14 protein-coding genes and 1 tRNA gene are annotated in these 13,566 nt (G+C 63.3%); 8 read left to right on the forward strand and 7 right to left on the reverse strand.

Annotated features, from left to right (window positions below):
* The first annotated feature begins 36 nt into the window (after nucleotides 1–36).
* Complete coding sequence (locus HBE64_RS04550; RefSeq protein WP_167098267.1) at nucleotides 37–849, forward strand: LysA protein; 813 nt, start codon at nucleotides 37–39, stop codon at nucleotides 847–849.
* 9 nt (nucleotides 850–858) lie between these two features.
* Here the strand turns inward: HBE64_RS04550 and HBE64_RS04555 are convergent, their stop codons facing one another.
* Both HBE64_RS04555 and HBE64_RS04560 read right to left on the reverse strand, forming a co-directional pair.
* Complete coding sequence (locus HBE64_RS04555; RefSeq protein ID WP_167098270.1) at nucleotides 859–1,545, reverse strand: response regulator; 687 nt, start codon at nucleotides 1,543–1,545, stop codon at nucleotides 859–861.
* Nucleotides 1,542–3,095 (reverse strand): sensor histidine kinase, encoded by a 1,554-nt coding sequence (locus HBE64_RS04560; RefSeq protein WP_167098273.1) that lies wholly within the window; start codon nucleotides 3,093–3,095, stop codon nucleotides 1,542–1,544. The genes HBE64_RS04555 and HBE64_RS04560 overlap by 4 nt, the downstream gene beginning before the upstream one ends.
* Nucleotides 3,096–3,202: 107 nt before the next feature.
* On the opposite strand from HBE64_RS04560, the gene HBE64_RS04565 reads away from it, so the two are divergent.
* Nucleotides 3,203–4,576: a cation:dicarboxylate symporter family transporter gene (locus tag HBE64_RS04565; protein WP_167098276.1), complete on the forward strand. Its 1,374-nt coding sequence runs from the start codon at nucleotides 3,203–3,205 to the stop codon at nucleotides 4,574–4,576.
* A gap of 154 nt (nucleotides 4,577–4,730) precedes the next feature.
* Entirely contained in the window at nucleotides 4,731–5,126 is a 396-nt protein-coding gene (locus tag HBE64_RS04570; protein WP_167098280.1) for a hypothetical protein, read from the forward strand.
* 192 nt (nucleotides 5,127–5,318) lie between these two features.
* On the opposite strand, the gene HBE64_RS04575 is transcribed toward HBE64_RS04570, so the two are convergent.
* A complete protein-coding gene (locus HBE64_RS04575) occupies nucleotides 5,319–5,654 on the reverse strand; it encodes a RidA family protein (RefSeq protein ID WP_371744093.1) in 336 nt (111 codons plus the stop codon).
* Nucleotides 5,655–6,084: 430 nt separating this feature from the next.
* Here HBE64_RS04575 and HBE64_RS04580 point away from each other — a divergent pair, with 430 nt between their 5' ends.
* The 3 genes from HBE64_RS04580 (at nucleotide 6,085) to HBE64_RS04590 (ending at nucleotide 8,723) form a co-directional block, all read left to right on the forward strand.
* Nucleotides 6,085–7,020 (forward strand): hypothetical protein, encoded by a 936-nt coding sequence (locus HBE64_RS04580; RefSeq protein WP_243841495.1) that lies wholly within the window; start codon nucleotides 6,085–6,087, stop codon nucleotides 7,018–7,020.
* 767 nt (nucleotides 7,021–7,787) lie between these two features.
* Nucleotides 7,788–7,861 (forward strand) — tRNA-Leu (locus tag HBE64_RS04585).
* Nucleotides 7,862–8,060: 199 nt separating this feature from the next.
* On the forward strand, nucleotides 8,061–8,723 hold the full coding sequence (locus HBE64_RS04590; protein ID WP_167098283.1) for a hypothetical protein: 663 nt from the start codon (nucleotides 8,061–8,063) through the stop codon (nucleotides 8,721–8,723).
* A gap of 71 nt (nucleotides 8,724–8,794) precedes the next feature.
* On the opposite strand, the gene HBE64_RS04595 is transcribed toward HBE64_RS04590, so the two are convergent.
* The 4 genes from HBE64_RS04595 to HBE64_RS04610 form a co-directional block, all read right to left on the reverse strand.
* Nucleotides 8,795–9,376 (reverse strand): methyltransferase domain-containing protein, encoded by a 582-nt coding sequence (locus HBE64_RS04595; RefSeq protein ID WP_208300566.1) that lies wholly within the window; start codon nucleotides 9,374–9,376, stop codon nucleotides 8,795–8,797.
* Nucleotides 9,373–9,741, reverse strand: coding sequence for a hypothetical protein (locus tag HBE64_RS04600; RefSeq protein ID WP_167098286.1), 369 nt, complete (start codon nucleotides 9,739–9,741; stop codon nucleotides 9,373–9,375). The genes HBE64_RS04595 and HBE64_RS04600 overlap by 4 nt, the downstream gene beginning before the upstream one ends.
* Nucleotides 9,742–10,233: 492 nt before the next feature.
* A complete protein-coding gene (locus tag HBE64_RS04605; RefSeq protein WP_167108682.1) occupies nucleotides 10,234–10,416 on the reverse strand; it encodes a YegP family protein in 183 nt (60 codons plus the stop codon).
* Nucleotides 10,417–11,033: 617 nt separating this feature from the next.
* On the reverse strand, nucleotides 11,034–12,212 hold the full coding sequence (locus tag HBE64_RS04610; RefSeq protein ID WP_167098289.1) for a hypothetical protein: 1,179 nt from the start codon (nucleotides 12,210–12,212) through the stop codon (nucleotides 11,034–11,036).
* Between the two features lie 301 nt (nucleotides 12,213–12,513).
* On the opposite strand from HBE64_RS04610, the gene HBE64_RS04615 reads away from it, so the two are divergent.
* Nucleotides 12,514–12,762: a hypothetical protein gene (locus tag HBE64_RS04615; RefSeq protein ID WP_167098292.1), complete on the forward strand. Its 249-nt coding sequence runs from the start codon at nucleotides 12,514–12,516 to the stop codon at nucleotides 12,760–12,762.
* A gap of 27 nt (nucleotides 12,763–12,789) precedes the next feature.
* The gene (locus HBE64_RS04620; protein ID WP_167098295.1) at nucleotides 12,790–13,419 is read left to right on the forward strand and encodes a hypothetical protein; all 630 of its coding nucleotides are present in this window, start codon (nucleotides 12,790–12,792) and stop codon (nucleotides 13,417–13,419) included.
* Nucleotides 13,420–13,566: the final 147 nt, after the last annotated feature.

The raw sequence follows: 13,566 nt of genomic DNA on the forward strand, positions 1-13,566 counted from the left end.
CAGTAGGCCAGCGGCTCTTGTCGAAGAAGGTGTTCGGTGACTCTGTCCACCAGTATTCGGTCGATCGTCCGGGGACGGCAGGATTCGTTGCGCCGCCACGATCAACACTCGGCAGTCGAGCACGCCCTGATGCGTCAACTGAAGACCTGCCGCAAGTCGTTGTCTCCGGCGGAGGTATCGCTGCCGGCCGCGATTCTTGCCGACGAGGCGATTGCACCGTGGGTGCGGGACCATCGGTTGGCGGTCGACGTCCGGAGCATGACGGAGCTGTGCACCGCCCTCTCGTCAGGTATCCACCCGAGCTTGATGACGGTCCACACCGATTCGCTGACCGCCGTCGAGGTACAACGCGTCGTGATGCTCGGTGTCAGCCGCGTCGTGCTGGGCACCGCGGGGAGCATCGAAAACGTCGGCGATGCCGATGGCGAGAGGCAGCTGAATGTGCTCCTGCGCATGCGGCCGCAAGGCGCGGCCATCGGTCGGCCCGGTTTCGTATTCGACTCTCATGACGCGGATTTGGCGGTCGGCCAGGTCCTGGCGCATCGGCGGCTGAATCTGGTCGGGCTCCATTGTGCTGTCGGCACGGCCGACGGGGATTTCGTGAGCTATCCGGCCGCCGTCGGCGACATGATCGCCCAGATGGAGCACATCCGTCGCCAACGCCAGCTTCTGCTCACCTGCCTGGGGATCGGTGGCGGCACGTTTTTCGCCAACGACGAGCATCCGTTGTGTGAACTGGCCGCCCGGGTGGACGAATCCCTCGATGACGCCTGCGCCGCGTTGCGCTTCCCGCGACCGGTGGTCGTGATCGCGGCGGGCACCGAGGTGATCGGACAGGTGGCCGCGTGACCACCTTGGTCACCGCCAGCGGTAGCGGGTGCTCGGCCGCCCGGTCTTGCCGTATTCGGTGTGCCGGATGACGGTGCCCTCGTCGGCCAGCCGTTCCAGGTAGCGCCACGCGGTGACCCGTGAGACCCCGACGTGTTTGGCCACCTCGTCGGCGGTGACGGCGTCGGCCCTGTCACGGACGGCACGGGCGATCTCGTCATTGGTTCCCGGCGCGGCGCCTTTGGGTGCGGCCGATCGGTCGCTGCTGCGCAGTTCAGCCAGGGCGCGGTCGACTTCGGCCTGGCTGGCGGCTTCGGTGCCGGCGGGCAGGGCGGTCCGGTAGCGGCGGTAGCGCTCCAGCCGGTCGCGGAACGCCGCGAAGGTGAACGGCTTGAGCAGGTAGGCCAGTGCGCCGTGGGAGACGGCTGCGCGCACCATTTCCAGGTCGCGTTCGGAGGTGATCGCGATGATGTCCGGTGCGGGGCGCAGCCCCGACAGTGCCGAGGCCAGGGCGATCCCGCTGGCGTCGGGCAGCCCGAGGTCGAGCAGTACCAGGTCGACGGGGGAGTCGGTCGCGGCGGCCTCGGAGGCGATGCGCATCGCGTCGCGTGCGGTGGCCGCCACCCCGGACAGTGAAAAGCCGTCCACGCGTTGCAGATACGTCCGGTGGGCTTCGGCGATCAGCGGCTCGTCCTCGACGATCAGGACGGTGATCATGAGCGGGGATTCTCGATGCTCACGCTCACCACCGAGCCGTAGGTGAGGTCGGCGCGCAGTGTTCCGCCGTGGCGTTTGACGATCTGGGCGATCAGCGCCAGGCCCAGGCCCTGGTGGCCCGCGTCATTTCCGGACTTGGTGGAGTAGCCGCGCTGCATGGCGCGGCCGAATGTGTCGGCGTCCATACCGGGGCCGCTGTCGGCGACCGTGATCAGCAGCCGCTCGTCGTCCTGATTGACGGTGACCTCGATCCAGGGGTCGTCACGGTCGCAGGCATCCATCGCGTTGTCGATGAGGTTGCCCAGCACGGTGACCATCTCCTGCGGGGTGAGCATCAGGTGGTCGGCCTCGGCGGGGAGGTGGGTGTCCTCGGTGACGGTCAGTGCGATGCCGCGTTCGTCGGCTTCGGCGGACTTGCCGAGCAGCAGGGCCATCAGTGCGGGTTCGCCGACGGCGTCGGAGAGCCGGTCGACGAGTTGCTGGGACAGGGCCAGCTCTTTGGTCGCGAACTTCACGGCGTCGTCGGGGCGGCCCATTTCGACCAGCGTGATGACGGTGTGCAGTTTGTTGGCCGATTCGTGTGCCTGGGCGCGCAGTGATTCGCTGAACATCTGCAGGGCGCTCAGTTCGCCGAGGGCGCCCTGCAGTTCGGTGCGATCGCGGATGGTGACGACTTCGGAGTCCGAGACGCTGACCGCCGAACGGTTCACCACCAGTACGCGTTGGTCGGTGACGCGGACCTCGTCGCGCACCCCGGGGTCGTTGCCGCGCAGGAACTCCGGCAGGTCGGCGCGGTCGATGGGGCCCGGGGGAAGGCCCAGCAGCCGGCGGGCTTCGTCGTTGACCAGGGCCACGCGGTCGCGGTCGAGCACGATCAGGCCTTCGGAAACCGAGTGCAGGATCGCGTCGTGGTGGTCATACATCACCCGCAGTTCGTCGGGGGCCAGGCCGCGGGTCTGACGCAGGATGCGGCGCCGGATGGCGGCGACGCCGATGAACGAAAGTGCCAGCGCGCCAAGGCCGATCCCGACGATCGCGGGCCACTGGGCGCGCCAGCGTTGGGCCAGGCTGCGTTCGGTGATGCCGGCGGCGACCAGCCCGATGACCTGCCCGCTCCCGTTTCGGACCGGGGCGACGGTGCGGATCGAGGGGCCCAGGGTGCCGGTGTAGACCTCGGTGAAGGTGTCACCGCGCAGGGCGGGTTCGATGTTGCCGATGTATCTGCCGCCGATCATGGCGGGGTTGGTGTGGGTGAACCGGGTGCGGTCGGGGGCCATGATGGTGATGAACGCGATGTCGGTGCCCTTGCGGACGGCCTCGGTCATGGGTTGTAGAACCGTTGTGGCGTCGTGGTTTTCGATGGCCTGGGCGGTCGACGGCGCATCGGCGAGTGCGACGGCGATGGCGCTGACCTGTTCGCGGGCGGCCCGGTCACCGTCACGTTTGGCGTCGTAGAGCGCCAGGGCGCTGCCGGCCAGCACCACCAGGGCGATGACGGCGGCTTGCAGCGCGAAGGCTTGCCCGGCCAGCGATCGGGGCAGCACTGCCATGTGCGCACCTCCGCCGTTGTACTTAATGAACTAAAGCGTGACCTGGCTCACGCTGGGTATGACCATCCTTACAGACCACATGCTCGTGAACTGGAAGGAAACCGACTATGACGACGGTTTTGGAAAGCCGCGGCGGCGACACGCCGTCGCCGAAGAAGCACCGCGATCGGACCCATTGGTTGTACCTGGCGGTCATCGCCGCGGTGATCGGTGGCGTGATCGTCGGCATGCTTGCCCCGGGGGTGGGCAAGGAGGTCGGCGTTCTCGGCACCATGTTCGTCAGCCTGATCAAGATGATGATCACGCCGGTGATCTTCTGCACGATCGTCCTGGGTATCGGCTCGGTGCGCAAAGCCGCCACGGTCGGCAAGGTCGGCGGGCTGGCGTTCGTCTACTTCCTGGCGATGTCGACGATCGCGCTGGCCATCGGCCTGCTGGTGGGCAACCTGCTGCATCCGGGCAGCACCCTCAAGCTGTCGCCGTCGGCGGCCGGCAAGGGCGCGGAGCTGGCCGAGAAGGCGCATGAGTCCGGTGGGGTGATGGACTTCATCCAGCACATCATCCCGACGTCGCTGTTCTCGTCGCTGACCGACGGCAACGTGCTGCAGGCGCTGTTCGTGGCGCTGCTGGTCGGCTTCGCCATCCAGGCGATGGGCGGCAAGGGCGAGCCGATCCTGCGCGGGGTGGAGCACCTGCAGCGGCTGGTGTTCAAGATCCTGGCGATGGTGCTGTGGCTGGCGCCGATCGGTGCATTCGGCGCGATCGCCAACGTGGTGGGCCAGACCGGTTGGAGCGCGGTGACCAACCTGCTGACGCTGATGTTCGGGTTCTACCTCACCTGCATCGTGTTCGTCTTCGGTGTGCTGGGCGCGCTGCTGCGGGCGGTATCCGGGGTGTCGATCTTCAAGCTGGTGCGCTACCTGGCGCGGGAGTACCTGCTGATCTTCGCGACATCGTCCTCGGAGTCGGCGCTGCCGCGGCTGATCGCAAAGATGGAACACCTCGGTGTGCAGCAGAGCACGGTGGGAGTGGTTGTGCCGACCGGGTATTCGTTCAACCTGGACGGCACCGCGATCTATCTGACAATGGCATCGCTGTTCATCGCCGACGCGCTGGGCAGCCCGCTGTCGGTGGGTCAGCAGATCGGTCTGCTGGTGTTCATGATCGTGGCCTCCAAGGGCGCGGCCGGGGTGAGCGGTGCCGGGCTGGCGACGCTGGCCGGTGGCCTGCAGGCGCATCGCCCCGAACTGCTCGACGGGGTCGGCCTGATCGTCGGTATCGACCGGTTCATGTCCGAGGCGCGTGCGGTGACCAACTTCTCCGGCAATGCGGTGGCGACCTTGCTGGTGGGGTCGTGGACCAAGACGGTCGACATGGACAAGGTGAACTCGGTGCTCTCGGGTAAGGATCCGTTCGACGAGCTGACGATGCTCGACGAGCCCGCTCCTGCCGCACCGCAGAAGGAGGCTGTGGCCGCCTGAGTAACTGACTCACGACACCCCGGGACGCTCATCCCCGGGGTGTCGTGCTGTGTGGGTGAACAATTGGCGAATACGAAATACTGCGGCGTTGCCGTTGGTTAGCGTTTTGTACAGCATCACACCGCCCGGGTGTGATCAGATGCGGAGGGACGAGATGAGCGGCACCGGATGGACCCGTTTGATCACTGTCGTGGCCGGCGGTGCGACGCTCGTCGCCGTGGGCAGCGCGGCCGTTGGATGCTCTCGCGACGTCAAGGAGCCGGCACCGTCGAGCACCAGTTCTTCTCCGGGACCCGCGCCGTCGCCCGTCGAGAAGGGCATCATCAACATGCCGCCGAAGGCGTTCAACCAGAACCAGAATGCGGCCGACGCCTTGCTGGCGCTGCAGAGCCAGGGCTACATCGTGCAGATCAACAACGGTGAAGGCTATTCGGGCAACAGCGTGCTGTCGTCGTGCAAGATCACCTCGGTCGACGGGTACAAGGGCGGCAACCCGCCCCCGAGCACCACTGTCTACCTGACTCTTTCGTGCCCGAACAGCAATAACTGAGCGGGGCCGTCGCGCGTTTGTCGATGCGTCGCCGTCGAGTGAGCGCTCAGGACGAGAATCGCCGCGAAATCTCGGCCTGGACGCTCACTCGATGTGAGTGTGGCGCTGGGGCCGTCACTCAGTCGATGACGGCGGTGGCCTCGATCTCCACCAGTAGGTCGGGCTCGGCGAGAGAGGCGACGCCGATGCCGGTCAGTGGTGGGGTAGGCGCGTCAATGCCCATGGCCTCGAAGGCCCGGGCTGCCCGTGCGTGAAGGGCTCCATCTTGTCGGGGGTCCAATCCACCAGGTAGACAGTCAGTTTCACGACATCGTCGAACGTGGCACCGGCGGCGGCCAGGGCGGTGCCGAGGTTGCGGTAGCACTGTTCGACCTGGGCGGCCAGATCGCCCACTCCGACTGCGGCGCCCTCAGCGGTGCGCGCGACCTGGCCGGCGATGAAGACGAGGCGCGTTCCGCTGGCCACCGCCACCTGCTGGTAGAGCCCGACCTCGGGCAGCCCGTCGGGATTGATCAAGGTGACGGGCATGGTTCTCCTCGCAGTGGGCGTGGGTGATCACTCCACGCTACCGGCGTCTGCGACCCGACTGGACCGTCGTCGGCCGTCTCTTTCGATGATTGGTGAGTTGCTGAGCGGGCTGGATTGGTCACAAACTTGGCACATGGGGACACTGGAGGTCAGCGGTGAAGGCCTGCAGGTACTGGCGGCGCGGTGCTCGGCTGGCGCAGAGCGGTTAGCTGGCCACGTTTCTACGGGGGTGGCAGGACCGCCATTCCAAGCCACGGGGAAGGCGGTAGGCGGGGCTTACGCAGCGATTAGCGCTACCGCGGCGGTGTTGGCTAGTCGAGTGCACGCTACAGGCGACAAGGTGGCCAAAGCAGCGACGCAGTTCAGGAGCAACGACGATGCTTCCGCTCAGCGGCTGTCTGCGCTTCGTATCGAGTCGTCGCGAGCGTAGATGCCTGCTGATGCGAGTGCCGGAGGTCCGAGCCTGACGCAAATCCTGGGCTGGGACACCACGCACCTCTACCGGGCGGCTACTGACTGGACAAGCACGGCGGAGTGCTGGGAAGAGACATTCGATGGCGTCCACCGCGGCACGCTGGCGCCGGGAGGTGCAGCGTGGGAAGGGGCAGCCGCTGACGCAGCCCACGAACGGACTTTCAGTGATTTGGTGAAGGTGCGCGGCCTTGCTGATGCGCTGAGCGAAGCTGCGGCAGTCGCCCGACGCGGTGCGGACCGGCTGGACTACCTCAAACGGCAGACCGTCGAGGCCATCAACGAAGCCCGCGAAGCGGGATTCACTGTGGGTGACGATCTTTCGGTCACCGACACCAGCAAGAACAATGGTCTACGCATTGCTGCCATGCGCCAACATGCTGGCGCGATCGCCGCCCGTGCAGCTGCGCTGAGTGCTGCAGACAAAGACATCGCTGCCAGAATCGGCTCCGTAACAACGCAATTGAGCGAGGTACGATTTGCTGAGCTGCCCGAGACCATCCAAGCGTTGGATGTTCCGCTCGCCCCACCCCCTGATCCGGCGTACCCCGTCAACGACGTCATCGCTGAAGCCACAGACCTCGACGGCAACCACGTTGTGCTCAGGCGCGGGTACTACAACGCCGCTACAAAGGAGGGATTCGGTTGGGACAAGATCTACTGGAAGCACGGACTGATCAACCCGAACGTATTCAAAGATCTGATTTCCCATAGTCGTCCTAAGGAGAACCAGGCTGGAACCCTGGTCTACGACGTGCCGATCAACAAAGCTCACTGCACATCGGGCTTTCTCGGTTTACCCAGTTGCACCGACACCGGCGAGAGTCTGACGATGAGGATTGTGGCCAACACCAACCCCAGCTACGACGTGCCCGGCGGCGGGCAAAAGGAGTGATCACGATGTATCCCCTCCCTGGTGGCAGCGGAGTCGTTGAAGTAGAGAAAAACTGGACGCTGACGCCGCCGTGGGTGAACAACTATGCACCCATCAACTGAGCCCGCACCTGACGAGACTCCGACCGCCGCGGACTGCGAGTTCGCGGCCGGGGTTCTCCAGGACCTTCTGCATCAGATAGAGGTCCGCAACGCTAACGCTGCCGCCTATCCAGGGCCTGGACGGTGCATATTCCTGGTGTCTCACGCGTGGACGCACGGTTCGTCAGTTCGTCTGGTCTACGTCACGCCCCCCTCGAATCGCACCTGGGGCTTGGCCCGCGACACCCGAAGGTCACTCATAGACCCCGGCCGATGGAACGAGGCCGACAACCCGGCGCTGTACTACTACCTACTCGACCTAGAAGAAGATTGGCCAGGTGCAGAATCTCGAGAGCCCGGCGAAGATGACGATTTGATCTGGTGGCGCGGATACCCGCTTACAGGCCTGCCAGGTCATCTCTCTGAGCTTTCCGAGGACTATCGCTATACACCCCCGCCTCTTGACCCGGCCTGGATCGATCCCCCGCCGCCGGCGATGGAACCGCGCCGATACGCAGATCCCAACGGCCCGCTTCCGCCTCGGTGATCTGGTGTCTGATGGCCTGACTCATCTGGCTGGAGTAGTCGCTGTCCACAGGCGAGGCCGCTGAGACTCTGGCCCCAAGGGTTCAAGTGGGAGCCCTGAAGCTTTGCCCGATCACCCTGAAGTAGTTTTTGAGCTGCGACGCCCCCATAGCCCAATTGGCAGAGGCAGCGGACTTAAAATCCGCACAGTGTCGGTTCGAGTCCGACTGGGGGCACGGTATTTGCCCAGCTAGCTGGTGCTTTCTGATCGCTAGTTCGGCTATCTAACCGCGAAAATTGGGTCTCACCCCGGCGTTACCCCGGCGTGCGGGCGTACCACCTGTCGCCGTAGCTAACCCCCTGAGCTGAGCGAAGGCCCAACCGTTGTCGGTGGGGCGCAGTAATCTGCCGGTGAATCCGGAAGAGGGGAACCCAATGGCTGAGGCGATCGCATCTGCCGATCTCGACAAGCTACTTGCGCACATTGACGGCACCATCGTCGAGTGGAAGGAAATGTTCGATGGCTGGCCCGGGAATATTGAGCTAGCGCTTATCGACGCAGTGCTGTCGATTCAGGCGAGGTATGGCAATGACCCGACGACAGGCATCCGCGGTTCGTTGCTTCGGTATCGTGACGTCTCTGGTCGTGAGAGTTGGGATGATCTAGAGGTGCTCGCGGGCATGGACCCCGGCCAATTGATGGAGGTTCTCGCGAACCGACAGAAGACGGGCGGGGTTACCAAGGCGGAGGCGATCGTGAACGCCGCGAAGCGTTTTGTGGCAGTCGGAGTCGTCCACTCCACGGATGTTCAGCCAGGATCCGTCGCACAGCGTGATGCATACTGCGGCACAAAGGGTCTTGGTCCGATCACTTGGGAGTATTTCTTGATGCTCCTCGGCAACGATGGCGTGAAACCAGATGTCTTGGTGAGCCGCTTCGTTGAGGAAGCCTTGGGTCGCTCAGTCGATTACACGGAAGTGATGCGCCTCGTTCGAGAAGCAGCTACAAGGCTGCAGAAGCCTGTTGGAGCGCTTGACCATTCGATCTGGAACTACGTAAGCAGGCGTCCCCGACGCGCGCCATCTCCTGCTGATTAACGTGGCTGACGCCGACCCGGAAAGCCCCCCAAAGGGTAGGGGCCAACCGGGTCGGCATTCCGCCAGGATGACTACCGCCCGGGCGCTTGGCGGGCCTTGATTAGCTGGGTGACGAGTGCTTCGTTCCCTTCCTTGATCGCGAATTTGAAGTTCGCCCCGATAATGAGTGGGATCTCGGGCCGACCGTAGTGGTTGTCGTAGTGGCTGTTGCAGAGCAGGTTCTTCCAGGTGTCCAGCACAAACGGGGTCTTGTGGTCGAGGTCCTGCAGGTACATCAGCGAGTTGCCATACGGCACGAGGACGTTAAACGGACATCCCGGTGCCAGAACGCGAGCCACCTCGCGAATCAGCGGGCGAGGATCGGCGAGATGTTCGAGGACATGCGTGGCGATAACTCCACCAATCTCGCCATCTGCGAACGGCAACCGGAAGTCGCATCGGTCGAAGTCGAATTCGGGATAGTCCAGCTCCACCATGTTCGCGACATGCTTCTCGCCTGGGCCGAGATGCAGCGACTGCCGTGCGGTGTCCACGTCAACCCACGGCACCGAGCCCTCTCGTGCCAGTCCAAACAGGGCGAATCCCAACGGATCGATGAACTGCTCTTGCCGCGTCTCCACCATTGAGAGCCGGTCGCTACTCTTCGTCGTCATCGGGCACCCGCCTCGTCTTCGTCGGCCCATGCTTCGTCTGTCACTGCAACCAGTTGCTCGACGAACGCCATCGCGTGTTCGGGCCGCTTAAATGTCAGCATGGGATGCTGGCAATCCTCAGGCCCGAACACAAGCACTTCCACCCGGCATACATGGGGTGCGAAAGGGCTTTCATCCCACGACGCCACGACCAGCACGTCGTGTGGCGGCGGCAGCATCAGCGGCGTGACTCCGAAGGACGGGCTCTCCTCATTGTCGTTCCACGCCACCGCACGGGCTGGTGGCAAACCCTTGCAATAGCAAGTCGCCGCAATACCTCCTTTGGCACGAATGCGCTCAAGCACTTCTTCATTGGTCATGGTCATAACAGGTCCTCTCTGAAAACATGGGGTCTCACTTGCATCTTGGGTGCAGCACATCGCCGCCAAAGCGCGTAGCGCAGTGCCGCGAACTGAAGGTGTCTAGTTGCTACGTCGTCGCGAAACCCCCTCGCCTGGAACGCAAAAGGCGAGTCTCTCGGCGGCTGAACGAATCAGGACGCAGAGAGACTCGCCTTGCGAGAGTGGGGGTTTTCATCTTGCTGGGCCTGCTTCCGAAAGTCGACAAAACTGACTTTCGGCCTACCCAAGCAAACGCAATGTACGGCCGAGATGCGGACTCGTAAGTTGGTCGTCGGCCTCAAAGAGTCCGGTGCTCCCAACCCCATCAGAGCAACTCCGCTTGCTCGCTCACGACAGTATCAAAGTCCGAGCGCGCGTGCTCGAAACCGATCCGCCGAGGCTCTCGCTGGTCCGTACACCAGAGAACGGCTCCGCCGTGGGCCGCTCGGTGGGTCAGCTGCGCCGGTCTGGCCGGTGTTACTCGGTCTGGTCGTCAATCTTGGCGTCGGGCGCGTTCTTCTTGACGGACTCGATGCCGTTTAGCGCGCTGGCTTTGGTCTTGTAGCCTTCACCGACCGCAATCACTTCTCCGTTGGCGGCCTTCAGGCGGAACCGAAACTCGCCAGCCTTGTCTTTATAGAGCTCGAACTTGCCTGCCATTGGGATTCCCATCGCCGTGCTCTCGACTGAAGCCGCCAGCAGTGGACGCCACGCGGCGGAATCAGTTTGGCTCATCTACGCGGGCCAAGGTGCAGCTTCGGTGAATTCCACGATGGGAAGCGATACGCGCCTGCGTGACTCTGGCCGGCGGTCCAGACTCGGGGTTCGGGAGTGCAGTTCGGTTCGCGTCGAACGCGATCCTGCGGAGATAGCGCCCGCTGGCTTCACGTACCTCGACGGGCGGTACGACTGGGGCCATGTACGCCGCGACGTCGGCGGGCTTGCGGTGGATAAGCGAGCCGAGCAGGTATGCGCCGCCGCCACTGGCGAGTGCGGACAGGGAAACTGCGAGGATGGCGCTCATGGCATCCCTTCGAGATATGAACGAGGCGGGCGGCGACAAGGGGAATGGATGCCGGACCGCCCGCCCCGCGTATAGGTGGGGCTAGCTGATCTGCTCGCGCCCATGCTCATCGACCGGCGGCGTGGTGCCCCGGTACCTGCCGCCCTCGGACGGCAAGGCGTGTTCGAGATGCTTGGGCCGCAGGCCTGGCCCATGTGAAAATTCCGACTCGCCGGGCGTCTGATTCGGTGTATGTGCAACCACGTTGGCCCCGTTACAGAGCGAAGGTCGGCGCGGTGTAGGAGCCGCTGGTGGTCACCTGGATGCAGACCGCCGCTCCGCGATGCCGAACCCCAACGCCAAATCCCCTGGCGGCGAAGCTCTCCTGGATCGGGTAAGGGCCATTGCCCGGGATAAGACGCAGGCCTTGGTATTTCGTGTTCGGATGTACGCGAATGGCCACGGGATTGTCCTGCGCGTTCTGCCCGCTCGACGCCACCACCGCTACGTAGCCCTGTGGGATGTACTGGGTCGTAATCAACCAGGCCGGGCCGTACGAGCCCTGCACAGGCAGTCCGTTGTAGTCGCCGGGAGGGATCTTGCCGACGATGGTCTGATCGGTCAAATACGCTGGGGCAGTCGAGCTACGGACGAAGTCCCACTTGGCGATTGGCCCGCCAGAGCGTGACTCAACGCCTGCCTTCCAGGTCGTGATGAACTCTCCGTCATACGGGTTCGCAAGGATCAGCAGCTGTGAGCTCGGCGACCGTCCGTAACCCTTGTCGGTGATGAGCCCGATGGCCAATTCGATATCGAGAGAATCGATCTGTGTCGCGCCCGACGTCAGGTAATGAGAAGTACTGGAGGCAAACGTCTTGCCGAGGTATGGCGGTGGCGTGATCCCGTCGGAGCCTGTCCACAGGCCGAAGCAACGGTGCCCGTGCTCGTTCAGCTCCTCGGTGGGCGTGAAAATACGACGCAATACGGACCCGTTGACCAACTTGTTGTCAGCCTCAAGAGTTCGGTTGAAGACTGACTTGATTTGCTCAGATGTACTGTCCCGCAAGAACTTCCACGAGTAGCGCATGGCCAGGTCGAAATCTTTCAATGTGTAGCCGAGTGGCAGTGCAGTTGCAGGTTCGCGGACGGAGTGCGGGACACCAAACTCGGACGCTTCCTCGAAGCTCTCGGACGAGAGTGACTGCGGGATAGCGTCCGCCACGTTCGTGGTCGTGTAGGACAGCAGGCTCGCGACGTTGGAACGCTCCTTGTTCCAGATGTCCAGTGCGGCCTGGATAGTGGCCCAGATCGTATTGAGATCAACACCATCCGCGCTGGAGTTCACCAGTACGTCGCCTTGGGTGCTGATGCCGCCGACGCGAGTATCCGAACCGCGGAAGCCGAAGATCTCCAAGAACTTGATGTAGTCCGCAGTGGAAGTGGTAGAAGTCATTAGCTGGAAACTTCCTCAGTTCTCCTGTGTTGCTCTGTGCCGCAACAGCTCTAAGGGCGAACGGTACCTTGTGCGGATTCGCCGCGAAGTCACAATATGCTGCCGCACTGCCAAACTGATCCTTTCGCCACCTCTCCCGATCGCCTACTTAACGGTCCCTGTCGCCGTAGATCCGTTGGGGGCGTTTATGGAATCTTCCGAGCGCGCGCGGTATCGGCTCGGGTCCTTTAGATGGCGTAGGTTACTAATCAGGTTGTCTAACAACTTGGTTCATCAAAACAATTGGAAGGATTAGGAACTCATGTCCAGAACGCTCCCCGCGCCACCGGACGGTGTGCGCCTATCGCCGGTACCCAACAAGACCGTGGACGACGCGGTTGTGTGGCTACAGGCCGAGTTGGAGATGTCGGTTACTCCGCGCTACATCAAGCGCTGCATCGCCGAAGGAAAGCTCCGCTGTCACATTGTCGCGCGGCGACGAATGCTCTCGACCCAAGACCTCTACGCCTGGATCGTTACTCGCCCCACCAACAACACCGCCACGGCTTAAATTGACAGTGCTGGAAAGGAACATGTCATGACCCACTTCGGAAGTGATGAGGAACGTTGGGCCGCTGTGCAGGAGGTTATGAAGCATTCGCCTACTCCCGAGGAAGACGTGGCCAACGCGGCGGCTGTTGACGGTCTGGAGATCGTGCGGCGCCAGGTGGAGTACTACCAGGATGCGGAGCTGCCTAGCGGTCGCCGGTATCCGGGTTTGTCGAAGTCTGATGCGGCCCGCCAGGCGGTAGCCACGGTCATGTCGGAGTACTACTGGGGTGACCTTCGGCAGATCGAAGAGCACCAGCCGAAGATGCCGGGTGTGCCGCTCTCGACTTTCGACAAGCACAATCCGAGCCACTATGGCGGCTTGTTTGTGATCTTCGCTGACCGGCCTACCGTCGCTCATTCCATGCGCTACGACACCGTGGAAGATCTGATAACCCGGGCCGGCAGGTCACAGTGTTACTGGCGCGGTCACAACGTGCTGTGCGCGGAGTATGCGCCCAACTACCTGTGCTTCGCGCGACCGTCACAGTACCTACTGCTGTTCCCCAGTTGTTTCTACTGCACCCAATGGCTGAGAGCCGGTGCGCCCGATCCGAACACGTGGGTGCGGATGTACAACGAGCGCCGCGCCCAAGCTGCAGAGAATTCGGCATCGTAGCGGCCTTCTCCCGGGCGTGTGTGAATCGCATTTTGCATTCAATGTGGGAACTCAATGGGTCAGCGAGGTTCAGCACGACGTGGACGCGGCGCGGTATTGATTTGGCGGAGGCCCGGATAGCAAAGACGGCATCCGGGCCTCGAATAC

It is taken from the genome of Mycobacterium sp. DL592, from assembly GCF_011694515.1.
Classification (GTDB): domain Bacteria; phylum Actinomycetota; class Actinomycetes; order Mycobacteriales; family Mycobacteriaceae; genus Mycobacterium.